The following is a 14,710-nucleotide window of genomic DNA, read 5'->3' on the forward strand; positions in this document are numbered from 1 at the left end:
GCCGAAGTCGCGCGGCGCCGTCAGGCGGCCGGGACCGTCCGCCCGCCCTCGCCACCTGGAGACCGATGCCCAGCACGACACCCGCCCACCGGCCCGACGGACACCGCCCGCGCGCCGCTTTCGCCATGGGATCCGAGACCGCCGAAGCGATACTGGACGAACGCACCCTGGCGGCGTTCTCCCAGATGTGCGACCTGGCGCCGCCGCCCGTGCTCGACGACTTCACCACCGACCGGGCCCGCACCGTGCTCGCGGACACCGAACTCCTGGTCACCGGCTGGGGATGCCCGCCCCTGGACTCCGCGGCACTCGCCTCGGCGCCCCGGCTGCGGGCGGTCGTGCACACGGCGGGCTCCGTGCGGGGACACATCACGGACGCCTGCTGGGAGCGCGGCATCGAGGTGTCGTCCGCCGCCGCGGCCAACGCGCTGCCGGTCGCCGAATACACCGTCGCGATGATCCTGCTCTCGGGCAAGCGGGTCCTGGAGCGGGCCCGCTCCTACCGTGCCGGCCACCGCGACGACTGGCTCACCGGCTCCCCGGAGGTGGGCAACTACCGGCGGACCGTGGGCATTCTGTCCGCCTCGCTCATCGGCCGCCGGGTGGTCGAGCTGCTGCGCCCGTACGACCTGCGGGTGCTGCTGCACGACCCGTACGTCTCCGACGAGGAGGCCGCCGCGCTGGGCGTCCGGCCGGTGGGGCTCGGCGAGCTCTTCGCGGCCGGCGACGTGGTGAGCGTCCACACCCCGCTGCTGCCCGCGACCCACGGTCTGGTCGGCCGAGAACTGCTGATGTCCATGCGGCCGGACGCGGTGCTCCTCAACACCGCGCGAGGCGCCGTCATCGACCAGGACGCCCTGGTCGACGTGTTGCGGCAGGACCGTATCCGGGCGGTCCTGGACGTCACGGAACCGGACACCCTGCCGGCCGGACACCCACTGTGGGAGTGCGAGAACGCCCTGATCACCCCCCATCTGGCGGGCTCCCAGGGCAACGAGTGGCAGCGCCTGGCCGATCTGGCCGCCACCGAGGCCGGCCGCTGGGCCACGGGCGAGGGCTTCGCCCATCCCGTACGACGCGAAAGGCTGGCGTTCCTCGCCTGAGCGCACCGCACCCGGGCCGGCTGCCCCGGCTCCCGGCCGACGGGCTGCCGGAGGGCGCCCGGCGGTGCCCCGCCCGACCCGCCGGGTGACACGGCGGCGGGGGCGGTGCGGCCCCGCCCGCCCGTGTCCTACGCGTCCGTGCGGATGACGACCGCCAGGGTGCGCGGGCCGTGGACGCCCTCGACGCGCTCCAGCTCGATGTCGGAGGTGGCCGAAGGGCCGCTGATCAGCGTGGTCGGGCGCTCCGGTACCAGCCGGGCCACCGCCTCCGGTACGCCCACCTCCACGGTCGACAGGTCGACCACGCACACATGGAGGTCGGGCACCAGGGACAGCGCCCGCCGTCCCTGGTCGGGCGAGCCGTCCAGGAAGATGGTGCCGGTCTCGGCGCAGCTGACGGCGGAGGCGGTGACGACGCCGTCGAGGGCGTCCAGGCCCGGCGCGGGGATGTCCGCGGAGTCCTGCTGGACCTCGCCGTCGTGGGCGGCGAGCCACCGCGGGTCGAGGCCGGGGGGCACGCCGATCCGTTCGGCTCCCTGTTCGCGCAGCACTTCGGCGATGACCTCGGCGGTCCGGCCGGCGGTGCAGGGGTGGACCCGTGCCTTGTAGTCGACCAGGCGGTCGGTGAACAGCGCGAGGCGTTCCTCGTCGGGCAGGGTGCGGCCGGTGCGGTAGGCACGCGGGACGGGGGCGCCGCCGGCGGCGGGTGCGAGGGCGAGTGCGTCCCGGACGCGGCCGAGGACGGTCTCACGGGCGGTCGTCACTTGTCCTCCTCCTGCTGCTGGTCGTGGGCGGGCTGTTCGCCGCGGGTGTGCTCGTCGGCGGCCGCGCGCATGGTCGCCGCGCCCTCCGCCGAGGCCAGCCAGGCCCGGAAGGTCTGTTTGGGCGGGGCCGGGGTGTCGCGGCTGTCGCTCCAGCCGGAGAACGGCGGCGGCAGGTGCGAGAGCTTCCCGTCGCGGCCGGCCAGGACCCGGCCGAGTCCTGATGCCTTCTGCGCCGCCGTGTACACCTTGGGCCTGCTCATCACTCCGGCGGCTGCCTTCATGGCCAGCTTCTCGGCGGTGGTGCCGGACTGCTCGGTGTGCTGGTGGCGCAGCTCGACCAGCAGGGAGGGGATGTCGATCTTGACGGGGCAGGCGTCGAAGCAGGCGCCGCAGAGGCTGGAGGCGTACGGCAGCGAGCTGTTGGGGTCGCCCTTGGCCGCGTCCATACCGGCGAGCTGGGGGGTGAGGACGGCGCCGATGGGTCCGGGGTAGGTCGAGCCGTAGGCGTGGCCGCCGGTGCGTTCGTACACCGGGCAGACGTTGAGGCAGGCCGAGCAGCGGATGCAGTTGAGCGCCTCGCGGCCGATCCGGTCGGCGAGGGCCGCGGTCCGGCCGTTGTCGAGGAGGACCAGGTGGAAGGTCTGCGGCCCGTCCCCGGGGGTGACGCCGGTCCACATCGAGGTGTACGGGTTCATCCGCTCGCCCGTGGACGAGCGCGGCAGGAGCTGGAGGAAGACTTCCAGGTCCTGGTAGCGCGGCAGGACCTTCTCGATGCCCATGACGGTGATCAGGGTGTCGGGCAGGGTCAGGCACATGCGGCCGTTTCCCTCCGACTCGACGACGGACAGGGTGCCGGTCTCGGCGATGCCGAAGTTGGCCCCGGAGACGGCCACCTGGGTGGTCATGAACTTCTCGCGCAGATAGACACGGGCCGCGGCGGCCAGGTGCGCGGGGACGTTGTCCAGGGACGGATCGACGCCCGGGATCTCCTTGAGGAAGATCTGCCGGATCTCGTCCCGGTTGCGGTGGATCGCGGGCACCAGGATGTGCGAGGGCTTGTCGTGGGCGAGCTGCACGATGAGTTCGGCGAGGTCGGTCTCGTGCGCGGTGATGCCGAGCGATTCGAGGTGCTCGTTGAGGCCGATCTCCTGGGTGGCCATCGACTTGACCTTGATGACCTCCTCGCTGCCCGTCTCCTTGATCAGCCGGGCGACGATCTCGTTGGCCTCGACGCCGTCGCGTGCCCAGTGGACGGTGCCGCCGCGCGCGGTGACGTTGCGCTCCAGCTCCTCCAGGAGTTCGGGGAGGCGGTTCATGGTGTCGGTCTTGATGGCCGATCCGGCGTCGCGCAGCTGCTCCCAGTCGGGCAGCTCGCCGGTGACGGTCAGCCGTTTGGCGCGGATGGTGCGGGTGGCGCGGCCGAGGTTGCCGCGCAGCTGTTCGTTGCGCAGTTCGTCGTGGGCGGCGGCGGGGAACTTCCGGTCACCGCGCAGGTTGCCCGTGCCGTAGGGGGACCGGGGCGGGGTCGCGGGCATGCCGAGAAAGGTTGCGCTCATCGGGCGGCCTCCGTCAGGACGTGCGGCGAGGTGCGGGTGGAGGAGAGGATCTGCGCCAGGTGCAGGGTGCGGGTGCCGGACGTGATCCGGGAGAGCCCGCCGCCGATGTGCATCAGACAGGACGAGTCGCCCGCGGTGCACACGGCCGCGCCGGTGGCGGTGACGTTGCGCGTCTTGTCCTGGAGCATCGCCGTCGAGGTCTCGGCGTTCTTCACGGCGAAGGTGCCGCCGAACCCGCAGCAGGCGTCCGCCTCGGGCAGCTCGGCCAGATCGATCGAGTCGACGGCCCGCAGCAGCCGCAGTGGCTTGTCACCGACGCGCAGCATGCGCAGCGAGTGGCAGGTGGGGTGGTACGTGACGCGGTGCGGGAAGTACGCGCCGACGTCGGTCACGTCCAGCACGTCGACGAGCAGCTCCGAGAGCTCGTACGTCTTCGCCTTGACGGTGGCGACGCCCGCGCGCAGGGTCGCGTCCCCGTAGCGCTCGGCGATGATCTCGTGCTGGTGGCGGACCGAGCCGGCACACGAGCCCGACGGCATGACGACGGCGTCGATGGAGGCGTCGCCGAACTGTTCGGCGAAGTTGCGCACCAGGGGCACGGGCTCGCGCTGGTAGCCGGTGTTGACGTGCATCTGGCCGCAGCAGGTCTGGCCCGGCGGGAACACCACGTCGTGGCCCAGGCGGGCCAGCAGCACCGCGGTGGATTTCACCGCCTCGGGGAAGAGCGTGTCTCCCAGACAGGTGGCGAAGAGTCCGATACGCATGGAGCCTCCCCGATCGCAAGTTGTGGTCCGACCATACTACCCTCCGTCCGATTTCGGCGGATGTACACGCACCCGGAGCGCCTGCCGGACGGGGTCGCCCCGACCCTGCCGGGCAGGATGCGTTCCGAGCCGGGCATCGCGACGTCGTCGCGGCGATGGCCAGGTTCGGCGGGCCGACCAGCTCGGCGGCCACTCCACCTCCTGGACGCTGCCGCGGCCGCACCGCACGGCCGCCGCGACACGGAAAGGGGCCGGTGCGTGGACCAGGTCCACGCACCGGCCCCACGCCGTGGGTGAGCGGGCGCTACTCGGTGGCGCCGGGCCGGTCCTCGTCGACCAGCGTGCCGTGGAAGCCGCGGATGTGCTGCTCGGCGAGGTCGGCGGCCTCGGCGCCGTGGCCGGTGCGCACCAGCCTCAGCATCTCGGTGTGCTGGCGGTTGAGATGGGCCTGGGTGGCCGGCCAGTCGTCCACGTCTTCGAGGGCCCTCAGGATGAGGGAGCGTACGGACTCACGCACCGCGGCGGTCAGCGTCGAGGTGAGCGCGTTGCCCGAACTGCTCGCCACCTTGACGTGGAACTCGGTGTCGAGCTCGTTGAATTCCTCCGGCTCGATCCCCTCGCGCGACATCCGGCGCACGATCTCGCCCGCCGCGTCCAGGTCCGTGCCGGAGGCGTGCGCCGCGGCGGCGGCGAAGCTGGCGCGCTCCAGGGCGACCCGGGCCTCCATCACATCGTGGAGGCTGTAGCTGCCCAGGGCGAAATGGAGCCGCAGCAGCCGCCCGAGGGCGTCGTCCGGATTGCGGACGATGCGGGCCCCGGAGTCGTGCCCCCGGCCGGGCTGCGCGACCAGCACCCCGATGGTCTCCAGCACCCGGAGCGCCTCACGCAACGCGGAACGGCTCACCCCGAAGACGGGGGCCAGTTCGCGTTCGGGCGGCAGCCGGTCACCGGCCCTGAGCTTCCCCGCGACGACCTGCTCCTCGATGCTCTGCAGCACGAGTTCATGGGTCCGGGCCTGCCGCACGGGCTGCCACTCGACAGGCATCCGCTACTCCCACTCCCCGTACCGGTCTGTACACATATCTCGACTATGTCACACATGCCATGTGGTCGGACCACAGAAGAATGAACCGCACACCGCCGAAAACGCGCTCAGTACGTGACCACGATGCGCCGGGCCCGCCCGTCCACCCGGATCCGGCCGCCGTACGGAATGATCACCTGCGGGTCGGTGTGCCCGAAGTCGACGTCGAAGACGGCCATCATCTCCGGGGCGTACTCCTCCAACACCCGCAGCACCGCCTGCCGTTGCTGCTCGCGGTACTGCTCACCGGCCGCGGCGTCGAGCGGCCGGTCGAAGGACCAGTTCTTGGCCCGGCCCATCAGCAGGGCGGGGAAGCGCCGCAGCAGGCCCCGCTCCCCCATGTTCCGCAGGATGCGGTACACCTCGTCGGCGCTCGGCAGTTCCTCGGACGTCTCCAGGAACAGCACCCGGCCCTCGTACGCGTCCGGCGGCAGGATCTCCCGGTCGGCCATCAGCAGCCAGGACAGGATCTCCAGGTTGCCGCCCCAGCCCGCGCCCTGGACCACCCGCCCGGGGTTGTGCCAGGTCCAGCCGCCGGCGGGGAGCAGCGTGGATTCGCTGTCGAAGGTACGCGGGTCCTCCCAGGGCCGGTCGAAGCTGCCGGTCTCCTTCGCCGGAGTCAGCTCGTGGTCGCCATGGGTGAAGAGCGCGGCCCGCAGGGACTCGGCCGTCATCGGGTGCAGCGCGCCGGGCCGCCCGAACTCGACCATCACCGAACCACCGTGGTAGCCGACGATGCCGAGGTTGTCGAGGAGCACCAGCAGGTTGACGCAGTCGCTGTAGCCGAAGAACGGTTTGGGGTGGGCACGCAGCAGTTCCCGGTCCAGATGGGGCAGTACGGTGATCTGATCGTCGCCGCCGATGCTGGAGATGACCGCCTTGATGTCCGGGTCGGCGAACGCCGCGTGGAGGTCGGCGGCCCGCTCCTGCGGGGTGGAGCCCATCTTCCGGGTGGACGGGTACTCCACCGGCTCCAGCCCGAAGTCCTCGCCAAGACGGCGCAGTCCCAGTTCGTACGGGAGCGGGAGGATGCCGGGAAGCCCGGACGACGGGGAGAGCACGGCGACGCGGTCGCCGGGGCGGGGCTTGGGCGGATAGTGGGATGGCGTCATCCCGTGAGCCTAATCAGGGCTGCTCGGGCTGTCCGCCGGATATTCCCCGGCCTGCTCCGGCCCACCGGCCGGGGTGCCCTGATGGAAGTACAAGCGCCAGCGCCCGCCGGTCCGCCGCCAGAGCGAACTGCGCCGGAACAGGCGGCCGTTGCGCTCGCTGACGTACGTCAGGTGGACCAGGCCGGGGGCGAGCAGCGTGCCGGACATCGCGGTGGCGACGCTCGGGCCGGTGTCGTCCTCGCCGGCGGCGGAAGTGACCGTCAGGATGGAAGTGCGGTCGTAGCGGCGGCCGGAGGCGCCGAATTCGGTGAACTCCGGGTCCAGAAGCGCGCGCACCGCTTCGGGTGATGCCCGTACCGCCGGTTCGAGCAGCCGCAGCTCGCCGCGCGTCGCGGCGCGTACGGCCTGCTCCTCCTCGTCGCTTCGCCTCATGCGCCCGACTGTACGGGCTGCCCCACGGCGAGCACCCGCACGCCGACCCAGTCGGCGTACGCCGAGGAGAAGTCGCCGGCACCCGCGCCGACGTCCAGCAGGGTCGCGCCCGGCGCGAGGTCCACCTCGGCCGCGACGGCCGCCCGCCAGGCGGTGAGCCCGTCGCGCGGGATCTCCCCGGCGAGGCGGTGACCCTCGGCGAAACGGCGGTCGGGAGCGGTCGCTTCCACGGGGCTCTCCCCCCAGCCGCGATCGGGCGGGCGGCGGGCGGCCGGCCCCGTCGCGCCTCGTCGGCGGATGCCGGCGAGCACCCCGCCAGTTGTCTGGGCCAAGCGGGGCTCGACATGGCACCTCGCCCGCTTCGGGCCGGATCGTCCCAGGGATCGGCGCACCCAGTTCATAGGATTCTCAGGCAACCCGGATACGGTGTGCGGCGTGACCCAGACGAGCCCGCCCGGCTGGCATCCAGACCCCGGGTATTCAGGATTTGGCCCCCGCCAGGAGCGCTGGTGGGACGGCACCCAGTGGACCGACCACCTGCGCGTGCCACCGGCGTCCGTACGCAGCCGCCGGCTACGCGTCGGCGCCGGCATCACCGCCGCCGTGGTGGTGCTCGCCGCCATCGGGGGCGGTGTCTATCTGCTGACGGACGACTCGGGCGGCAAGAGCGACACCACGGCCTCCGCGCCTTCCGACTCCCCCTCCCCCGGCCCCGACCGGCAGCGCGGCGGGCCCGGCGGCGGGAACGGCGAGGACGGCGACAGCGGCGGAAGCGGCGGCGGGCGCGAGACGCCGGAGCAGCCGCAGACCGAGGACGGCTTCGCGACGGACCTGGCCAGCGGCATCAGCATCCCGGTCCCCGACGGCTGGGAGGGCGAGTCGGGCATGGGCGCCGGGGTGACCACCGGTTCGTACGCCTGCCCCGGTGACACCGCCAAGAAGTGCGTGCGCGGCGGGGTGTTCTCCGTCCCGGCCCAGGCGCTCGAACTGACCACCAGGACCGCGAAGGCGACCGCCGAGAAGGACATCGAGGACAACGCCGAGCAGTCCTACGGCGGGAAGATCTACGGCGGCATCACCTCGCACCAGCAGTTGAAGTCCGAGGCGGTCACGGTGGCCGGCCAGCAGGGCTACCGGGTGCGGTGGAAGGTGGTGACGAAGAACGGCGACGACGGCTACGTCGAGTCGCTCGCCTTCCCCTCGCCGCTGTCCAAGGACATGCTGGTCGTCGTCCGCTCGGGGTTCGACATCAACACCAAGGCCCCGGAACTGTCCGTCCTGGACGACATCACCAAGGGCATCAAGGCGGCGTCGGGTGCGGGCTCGGACCGCGGCACCAACGCCTGACCCCGCGAAGGCCGGACCATACGTCCCGGGTTGCTGAGTACCCGGGACGTACGGTCTGAGTACGTCGTGCGGTCCCGCGTCACGGTCTGAGTACGTCAGCCGATCCCGGGGCGGGCCACGCGCGCTGAAATGGGGTCATGGCTCCCGACGCACAGCGCCCGCGCATGCGGCATGTCACCAGTGCCGGCACCACCCTGGCCCTCACACTCGCCCCGCTGGTGGTCGGCGTCCTGCTGGCGCGCACGATGGCCCTGGACCCGCACTCGCCCGTGAACGCCCTGATCACGCGGGGCGGCCGGGGCGCGGGTGTGTCGCCCGCCGAGTGGCGCGGCTGCGGCCGGAGCGCGATCCGCCGGTGCCGGGGCGTGTGGAAGCCCCTCACCCGGCGCGCCGGCCGTGCGCCGCGAGGCCGCGCCTGACGCACCGGGCCGCCTGCCGGTCGCGCCCGGTGCGGTACGGAACGGTCCCCGAACCGCTGCGGGGCGGTGACGGTGCGGCCCCGGCCGAAAAACCGGTTCCCCCGTGCGTACCCGACTCCCTAGACTCGCCGCACATCGCGCGCCGGCCCTCCGCCGCCGCGCCCGCCGTGACCGTTGAGGGGAGAGCGCCGTGCGCCACCGCACCGCCGCCGTCGTCCCCCCGTCGCGGTTCGAGGTGATCCTGGTGTCTCACGGGGTCCGGAGCCGGCTGCGCGGCCGGCCCCGGACCCCGTGACGAACGCCCGGGTCCCGCACCTCTTCTGACATCCCGTCGCTCATCCCCCGTTGTCGCGGGGGCGGCGGGCTCACGGACCGGACCCGCCCCCTCATGGGGCACCGCCTCGTCCGGGCATCGCGCCGTCTTCTTCCGGATCATCCCGAAAGGCCACCGGCCGTGCGTACCGAACAGCACCGTCCCCTCGAATCCGCGCTCGACACCGTCCGTAACCTGGGCATCCTCGCCCACGTCGACGCGGGCAAGACCACCGTCACCGAGCGCATCCTCTACACCACCGGCACCACTCACAAGCGCGGCGAGGTCCACGACGGGACGACCGTCACGGACTTCGACCCGCAGGAACGCGACCGGGGCATCACCATCTTCGCCGCGGCCGTCAGCTGTTCCTGGGCCGGTCACCGCATCAACCTCATCGACACTCCGGGGCACGTCGACTTCGCGGACGAGGTCGAACGTGCGCTGAGGGTGCTCGACGGGGCGATCGCGGTGTTCGACGCGGTCGCCGGGGTGGAGCCGCAGAGCGAGTCGGTGTGGCGCCAGGCCGACCGGCACGCCGTCCCGCGCATCGCCTTCGTCAACAAGCTCGACCGGGCGGGCGCCGACCTCGACACCGCGGTCGCCTCGATCCGGGAGCGGCTGCACACGGTCCCGCTCGTGGTCCAGCTGCCCATCGGCCGGGAGGACGGCTTCCGCGGGGTCGTGGACCTGCTGCGCATGCGCGCCCTGGTGTGGGCCGACGGCGGTGACACGTATGAGGAGACCGACGTGCCCGTCGGGCTGCGGGAGGAGGCCGGCCGGCGCCGGCGGCTGCTGGAGGAGGCGGTGGCGGAGCTGCACCCGGCCGCGCTGGAGGAGTTCTGCGCGGGGTCCGGCCTTGCGGAGCGGACGCTGGCCGGGGCGCTGCGGGATCTGACGCGGACCGGTGAGGGGGTCGTGGTGCTGTGCGGTTCGGCGTACCGCAACCGGGGCGTGGAACCGTTGCTGGAGGCGGTCGTTGCGTACCTGCCCTCCCCCGCGGACGTGCCGCCGGTACGGGGTACGTCCGGCGGGACGGAGCAGGAGCGGGCCGCCGATCCGGCGGAGCCGTTCGCCGCGCTGGCGTTCAAGGTGAACGCGACCGCGACCGGCCGGCTGACATATCTGCGCGTGTACTCGGGGACGGTCGGGAAGGGGGAAACGGTGCTGGACGCCGGCACGGGGCGCCGCGAACGCGTCGGCCGCATCCTGCGGGTCCAGGCGGACCGGCATGTCGATGTGGACACGGCGGTGGCCGGGGACATCGTCGCGGTCATCGGCCCCAGGACCGTCCGCCCGGGTGCCACCCTGTGCGCGCCCGGTGCCCCGCTGGTCCTCGAACCGCCCACGGTGGCCGACCCGGTCGTGTCCGTGGCGGTGGAGGCGCGGCGGAGCACGGACACGGAGCGGCTGATGGCGGCCCTGGTGCGGCTGGCCGACGAGGACCCGTCGCTGGCCGTGCGGTCGGACCCGGAGACCGGTCAGACCCTTCTGTCCGGCATGGGCGAGCTGCATCTGGAGGTGGCCGCGGAGAAGGTCCGCCGCGACCACGGCCTCGATGTGCGGGTCGGCCGGCCGCAGGTCGCCCACCGCGAGACGCTCGTGCGCGGGATCTCCGGGCTGGTCTACCGGCATGTCAAACAGGACGGCGGGGCCGGGCAGTTCGCGCACGTCGTCATCGACGTCGAACCGCTGGAGCCGACCGGCGGGGAGAGCGGCGAGGGGGAGGCGGAGTTCGCGTTCCGTTCGGCGGTCGTCGGCGGCCGGGTGCCGCAGGAGTACGTGCGGGCGGTCGAGGCAGGCTGCCGGGACGCCCTGGTGGAGGGCCCGCTCGGCGGGCATCCGGTGACCGGGGTGCGGGTGACGCTGACCGATGGCGCCACCCACTCCAAGGACTCCTCGGAGATGGCGTTCCGTACGGCAGGGAGGTTCGCGCTCCGGGAGGCCCTGCGCGCCAGTGCGATGGTGCTGCTGGAGCCGGTGGCCGAGGTCACGGTCACCGTGCCCGACGACGCCGTCGGCGGGGTGCTCGGTGACCTGGCCGCCCGGCGCGGCCGGGTGTCCGGGTCCACCGCGCGGGCCGGCGCCGCGGTGATCACCGCGACCGTGCCGCTGGCCGAGCTGTTCGGTTACGCGACCCGGCTGCGCGGCCGGACGCGGGGCCGGGGGACGTTCACCACCCGGGCGACGGGGTACGCCCCCGTGCCCGCGGCGGTCTCCGGCACCGCCTAGAGGCAGGTCCCGCCCGCGGGAGCGGGCGGGACCTGCCGTCCGTCAGGCGACCGGCACCGGGTAGGTCGGGTACTCGACCCCGGAGACGTACTGCACGACCCGGATGACCTGGCAGGAGTAGCCGAACTCGTTGTCGTACCAGAGGTAGAGGATCGCGTTGTCGCCGTCGACCTGGGTGGGGCCCGCGTCGACGATGGAGGCGTGGCGTGAGCCGATGAAGTCGCTCGACACCGCGTCGGGGGCGGTGGTGAAGTCGATCTGCCGCTTGAGCGGGGAGGTCAGCGACACGTCGCGGAGGTAGTCGAGCACCTCGGCGCGGTTGGTCTCGCGGCCGAGCTTCAGGCTGAGGATCGCGATGGAGACGTCCGGTACGGGGACCCGGATCGAACTGCCCGTGATCGTCGCCTCCAGGTCGGGCAGCGCCTTGGCGACGGCGGAGGCGGCGCCCGTCTCGGTGATGACCATGTTGAGCGGCGCGGAGCGGCCCCGGCGGTCGGAGCCGTGGTAATTGTCCAGCAGGTTCTGGTCGTTGGTGAACGAGTGGATGGTCTCCACATGGCCGCGCAGCACGCCGTACTCGTCCGCCATCGCCTTCAGCGGAGGCACGATCGCGTTGGTCGTGCAGGAGGCGCAGGAGATGATCTGCTCGTCCGGCTTGATCGTCTCGTGGTTGACGCCGTGGACGACGTTGAGGACGTCGCCCTTGCCCGGCGCGGTCAGGACGACCTTGGCGATGCCCGGCCGCAGGTGCTTCGAAAGCCCCTCGCGGTCACGCCACTTGCCGGTGTTGTCGATGAGGATCGCGTCGTTGACGCCGTAGGCCGTGTAGTCCACCGACGTCGGGTCGTCGGAGTAGATGACCTGGATCTCGTTGCCGTTGGCGATGATCCGGCTGTTGGCCTCGTCCACGGTGATCGTGCCCTGGAACTGGCCGTGGATGGAGTCCCGGCGCAGCAGCGAGGCGCGCTTGACGATGTCCTGGCCCGCACCCTTGCGGACGACGATGGCGCGCAGCCGCAGGCCGTTGCCGGAGCCGGCCTTCTCGATGAGCAGCCGGGCGAGGAGGCGGCCGATGCGGCCGAAGCCGTAGAGGACGACATCGCGCGGCTCGCGGCGCTCGACCCTGTCGGCTCCGGTGGCGCCGGCGACGGCCTCGGCGGTGAACTCCGCGGCGCTGAGGCCGCGGTCGTCCGCCTTGTACGTCGCGGCGAGCATGCCGATGTCGATCTGGGAGGGGCCGAGGTCCAGTGTGGTGAGGGCCTGCAGGAAGGGCAGGGTCTCGGTGACCGAGAGCTCGGCGCCGTCGATCTGCCGGGCGAATCGGTGGGTCTTGAGGATGCTCACCACCGACTTGTTCACCAGGGAGCGGCTGTGCAGGAGGACGGTGACGTCCCGCTCCCGGTGCAGCTTCCCGATGATCGGGATCATCGACTCCGCGATTTCCTCGCGGTTCTTCCAGTTGGTGAACGCGTCGTCATTGACAGTCACAGGTTTATCTTTCGAGCTAGGAGGCGCTCATATGGTAACCAGACCTTGTTCTGATCATCGAACCGGCCTCGCCTCCTGCGCTCACCCCGCTTCGGACCCCGCCTCCTCGACCCGCACCGGCCGTCCGGTACGCCGGGAGCGGTCGGCGGCCTCGGCGATCAGCAGCGCGGCCAGGGCGTCGGCCCCGGTGCACGGGCTGGGCCGCAGACCGGCGGCCACCTCGGTGAACGCGGTCAGTTCGGCGACGTACGCCGTACGGAAGCGGCTGAGGAAACCGTCGTGCCGGCCGGATCCCGGCGTGGGTCCGCCGGCCGTGGTCCGCAGCGGGGTGCGGGCATCGAAGCCGGTGGCCAGGGTGCCCAGGGAGCCGGCGACCTCCATGCGCACGTCGTAGCCGGCGCCGTTGTAGCGGGTGGCGGTGCAGCTGACCAGCGTCCCGTCGTCCAGGGTGAGGACGGCGACGGCGGTGTCCACGTCGTCCGCCGCGGCGAAGGAGGCGTCGCCCCGGTTGGCACCGGTGGCGCTGACCTCGACGACCTCCCGGCCGGTCACCCAGCGCACGATGTCGAAGTCGTGCACGGCGCAGTCCCGGAAGATCCCGCCGGACAGCCGCAGATAGCCGGCGGACGGCGGGGCGGGGTCGGCGGTACAGGCCCGTACGATGTGCAGCCGGCCCAGCTCCCCGGCGGCGACGGCGTCCCGCAGGGCGGTGTACCCGGCATCGAAACGGCGCTGGAAGCCGACCTGGAGCGGCACGCCGGAGACGGCGAGGTCGGCCAGCAGGACGCGGGTCCCGGCGAGGGTGGCGGCGATCGGCTTCTCGCAGAAGACGGGCACCCCGGCAAAAGCGGCGGCGCGCACGAGGTCGGCGTGGGCAGCGGTGGGGGCAGCGATCACGACACCGTCGAGGCCCGAGGCGAGCATCGCGTCGAGGTCCCCGGCGTGCTCGGCGCCGAGTTTTCCGGCGAGTTCGCGGGCCTGCTGCTCGACGGCGTCATGGAGGACGAGGCGGTCGACGGCCGGCAGCGCGGTCAGGGTCTCGGCATGGAACGCGCCGATGCGGCCGGTTCCGATGAGTCCGATGCGCATGCGTGAGTGCCTCCGGTTCGGGAAGAGGGCCGGGTGGCTGCCGCCCCTGACGTGCATCGTCTTTGTATCCTCGCCGCGCACGGAGAGTCAAGATTTTGTACTGACATATATACGTACAGAGCTTGAGTCGAACATGCGGCATACTGAGCGGGTGGCACAACCTTCCGAGGAGTCCGGCATGGAGCCGATCACCAGGCTGATCAGCATCGACCGAAGCAGCCCGGTGCCGCTGTACTTCCAGTTCGCGCAGCAGCTCCAACGCCTCATCGAGGACGGCACGCTGGCGCCGGGCGCCCGCCTGGAGAACGAGATCTCCCTCGCGGACCGGTTCGGCCTCTCCCGCCCGACGATGCGTCAGGCGATGCAGCACCTGGTGGACAAGGGGCTGCTGGCCCGCAAGCGCGGCGTGGGGACCCAGGTCGTCAACAGCCGGGTGCGTCGGCCGGTCGAGCTGACCAGCCTCTTCGAGGACCTGCTGCGCGAGAACCGCCGGCCGCGCAGCGAGGTCCTCTCCCTGCGGACCGCGCCCGCCGCCGGCCGGGTGGCCGCGGCCCTCCGGGTCGAACCCGGGACGGACACCGTGGCGCTGCGCAGGCTGCGGTACGCGGACGACGAACCGATCGCGCTCATGGAGAACCACCTGCCGGCGGATCTGCTGGACCTCACCGAGGAGAACCTGGCCGAGCGCGGGCTCTACGCCCTGTTCCGGCAGGCCGGCATCGCGCTGCGCTCCGCCGAGCAGACCATCGGGGCGCGCAGGGCCACGGCGGCGGAGTCCCGTCTGCTGACGGAGTCGCGCGGCGGCACCCTGCTCACCATGGAGCGCACGGCCCTGGACGACGGTGGCCGGCCAGTGGAATTCGGCTCCCACCTCTACCGGGCGTCCCGGTACTCCTTCGAGATGACGCTGACCGCTTCCTGAGCCGGGCGCGGACTTGGGACCGGCACGGGACAGCGGAGCCCGCACGCCTGTTTACATCGATGTACATGCGGCTCTACTGTTTCGC

The 14,710-nt window shown here is 72.3% G+C and carries 14 protein-coding genes; 5 read left to right on the forward strand and 9 right to left on the reverse strand.

Features of this window, described 5'->3' with window-relative positions; translation table 11 throughout:
- The first annotated feature begins 65 nt into the window (after window positions 1-65).
- Complete coding sequence (locus B082_RS0113590) at window positions 66-1,103, forward strand: hydroxyacid dehydrogenase (RefSeq protein ID WP_018552348.1); 1,038 nt, start codon at window positions 66-68, stop codon at window positions 1,101-1,103.
- A 128-nt stretch (window positions 1,104-1,231) separates the two neighbouring features.
- Here the strand turns inward: B082_RS0113590 and B082_RS0113595 are convergent, their stop codons facing one another.
- The 7 genes from B082_RS0113595 to B082_RS0113625 all read right to left on the reverse strand — a co-directional run bounded on the left by B082_RS0113595 (window position 1,232) and on the right by B082_RS0113625 (window position 7,045).
- Window positions 1,232-1,867, reverse strand: a complete 636-nt coding sequence (locus B082_RS0113595; protein ID WP_018552349.1) for a LutC/YkgG family protein — start codon at window positions 1,865-1,867, stop codon at window positions 1,232-1,234.
- Window positions 1,864-3,423, reverse strand: coding sequence for a lactate utilization protein B (locus B082_RS0113600; RefSeq protein ID WP_026249762.1), 1,560 nt, complete (start codon window positions 3,421-3,423; stop codon window positions 1,864-1,866). Before B082_RS0113600 ends, B082_RS0113595 begins: the two co-directional genes overlap by 4 nt.
- Window positions 3,420-4,187, reverse strand: coding sequence for a (Fe-S)-binding protein (locus B082_RS0113605; RefSeq protein ID WP_018552351.1), 768 nt, complete (start codon window positions 4,185-4,187; stop codon window positions 3,420-3,422). Before B082_RS0113605 ends, B082_RS0113600 begins: the two co-directional genes overlap by 4 nt.
- Window positions 4,188-4,491: 304 nt before the next feature.
- On the reverse strand, window positions 4,492-5,232 hold the full coding sequence (locus B082_RS0113610) for a FadR/GntR family transcriptional regulator (protein ID WP_018552352.1): 741 nt from the start codon (window positions 5,230-5,232) through the stop codon (window positions 4,492-4,494).
- Window positions 5,233-5,339: 107 nt separating this feature from the next.
- Entirely contained in the window at window positions 5,340-6,383 is a 1,044-nt protein-coding gene (locus B082_RS0113615) for a S66 family peptidase (protein WP_018552353.1), read from the reverse strand.
- A gap of 9 nt (window positions 6,384-6,392) precedes the next feature.
- A complete protein-coding gene (locus tag B082_RS0113620) occupies window positions 6,393-6,815 on the reverse strand; it encodes a DUF4440 domain-containing protein (protein WP_018552354.1) in 423 nt (140 codons plus the stop codon).
- Window positions 6,812-7,045 (reverse strand): hypothetical protein, encoded by a 234-nt coding sequence (locus B082_RS0113625; protein ID WP_018552355.1) that lies wholly within the window; start codon window positions 7,043-7,045, stop codon window positions 6,812-6,814. Before B082_RS0113625 ends, B082_RS0113620 begins: the two co-directional genes overlap by 4 nt.
- A gap of 205 nt (window positions 7,046-7,250) precedes the next feature.
- Here B082_RS0113625 and B082_RS0113630 point away from each other — a divergent pair, with 205 nt between their 5' ends.
- The 3 genes from B082_RS0113630 (at window position 7,251) to fusA (ending at window position 11,126) form a co-directional block, all read left to right on the forward strand.
- Complete coding sequence (locus B082_RS0113630; protein ID WP_026249763.1) at window positions 7,251-8,162, forward strand: DUF2510 domain-containing protein; 912 nt, start codon at window positions 7,251-7,253, stop codon at window positions 8,160-8,162.
- 137 nt (window positions 8,163-8,299) lie between these two features.
- Complete coding sequence (locus B082_RS0113635; RefSeq protein ID WP_018552357.1) at window positions 8,300-8,581, forward strand: hypothetical protein; 282 nt, start codon at window positions 8,300-8,302, stop codon at window positions 8,579-8,581.
- 454 nt (window positions 8,582-9,035) lie between these two features.
- Window positions 9,036-11,126, forward strand: a complete 2,091-nt coding sequence (fusA, locus tag B082_RS0113645; protein ID WP_018552359.1) for an elongation factor G — start codon at window positions 9,036-9,038, stop codon at window positions 11,124-11,126.
- Window positions 11,127-11,168: 42 nt separating this feature from the next.
- On the opposite strand, the gene B082_RS0113650 is transcribed toward fusA, so the two are convergent.
- Together B082_RS0113650 and B082_RS0113655 are read right to left on the reverse strand one after the other, a co-directional pair.
- A complete protein-coding gene (locus tag B082_RS0113650) occupies window positions 11,169-12,614 on the reverse strand; it encodes a glyceraldehyde-3-phosphate dehydrogenase (protein ID WP_018552360.1) in 1,446 nt (481 codons plus the stop codon).
- A gap of 81 nt (window positions 12,615-12,695) precedes the next feature.
- Window positions 12,696-13,703, reverse strand: a complete 1,008-nt coding sequence (locus B082_RS0113655; protein ID WP_026249764.1) for a Gfo/Idh/MocA family oxidoreductase — start codon at window positions 13,701-13,703, stop codon at window positions 12,696-12,698.
- Window positions 13,704-13,881: 178 nt separating this feature from the next.
- Between B082_RS0113655 and B082_RS0113660 the strand changes: the two genes are divergently transcribed.
- Window positions 13,882-14,625: a GntR family transcriptional regulator gene (locus B082_RS0113660; RefSeq protein ID WP_018552362.1), complete on the forward strand. Its 744-nt coding sequence runs from the start codon at window positions 13,882-13,884 to the stop codon at window positions 14,623-14,625.
- Window positions 14,626-14,710: the final 85 nt, after the last annotated feature.

The sequence above is a fragment of the Streptomyces sp. ATexAB-D23 genome (genome assembly GCF_000373645.1).
In the GTDB taxonomy this organism is placed as follows: domain Bacteria; phylum Actinomycetota; class Actinomycetes; order Streptomycetales; family Streptomycetaceae; genus Streptomyces; species Streptomyces castrisilvae.

Excerpts from the sequence above, each read along its gene's own strand:
- B082_RS0113590 (WP_018552348.1), top strand. The coding sequence starts at position 66 with ATGCCCAGCACGACACCCGCCCACCGGCCCGACGGACACCGCCCGCGC.
- B082_RS0113600 (WP_026249762.1), bottom strand. The coding sequence starts at position 3,423 with ATGAGCGCAACCTTTCTCGGCATGCCCGCGACCCCGCCCCGGTCCCCC.
- B082_RS0113605 (WP_018552351.1), bottom strand. The coding sequence starts at position 4,187 with ATGCGTATCGGACTCTTCGCCACCTGTCTGGGAGACACGCTCTTCCCC.
- B082_RS0113610 (WP_018552352.1), bottom strand. The coding sequence starts at position 5,232 with ATGCCTGTCGAGTGGCAGCCCGTGCGGCAGGCCCGGACCCATGAACTC.
- B082_RS0113615 (WP_018552353.1), bottom strand. The coding sequence starts at position 6,383 with ATGACGCCATCCCACTATCCGCCCAAGCCCCGCCCCGGCGACCGCGTC.
- B082_RS0113620 (WP_018552354.1), bottom strand. The coding sequence starts at position 6,815 with ATGAGGCGAAGCGACGAGGAGGAGCAGGCCGTACGCGCCGCGACGCGC.
- B082_RS0113635 (WP_018552357.1), top strand. The coding sequence starts at position 8,300 with ATGGCTCCCGACGCACAGCGCCCGCGCATGCGGCATGTCACCAGTGCC.
- B082_RS0113655 (WP_026249764.1), bottom strand. The coding sequence starts at position 13,703 with ATGCGCATCGGACTCATCGGAACCGGCCGCATCGGCGCGTTCCATGCC.
- B082_RS0113660 (WP_018552362.1), top strand. The coding sequence starts at position 13,882 with ATGGAGCCGATCACCAGGCTGATCAGCATCGACCGAAGCAGCCCGGTG.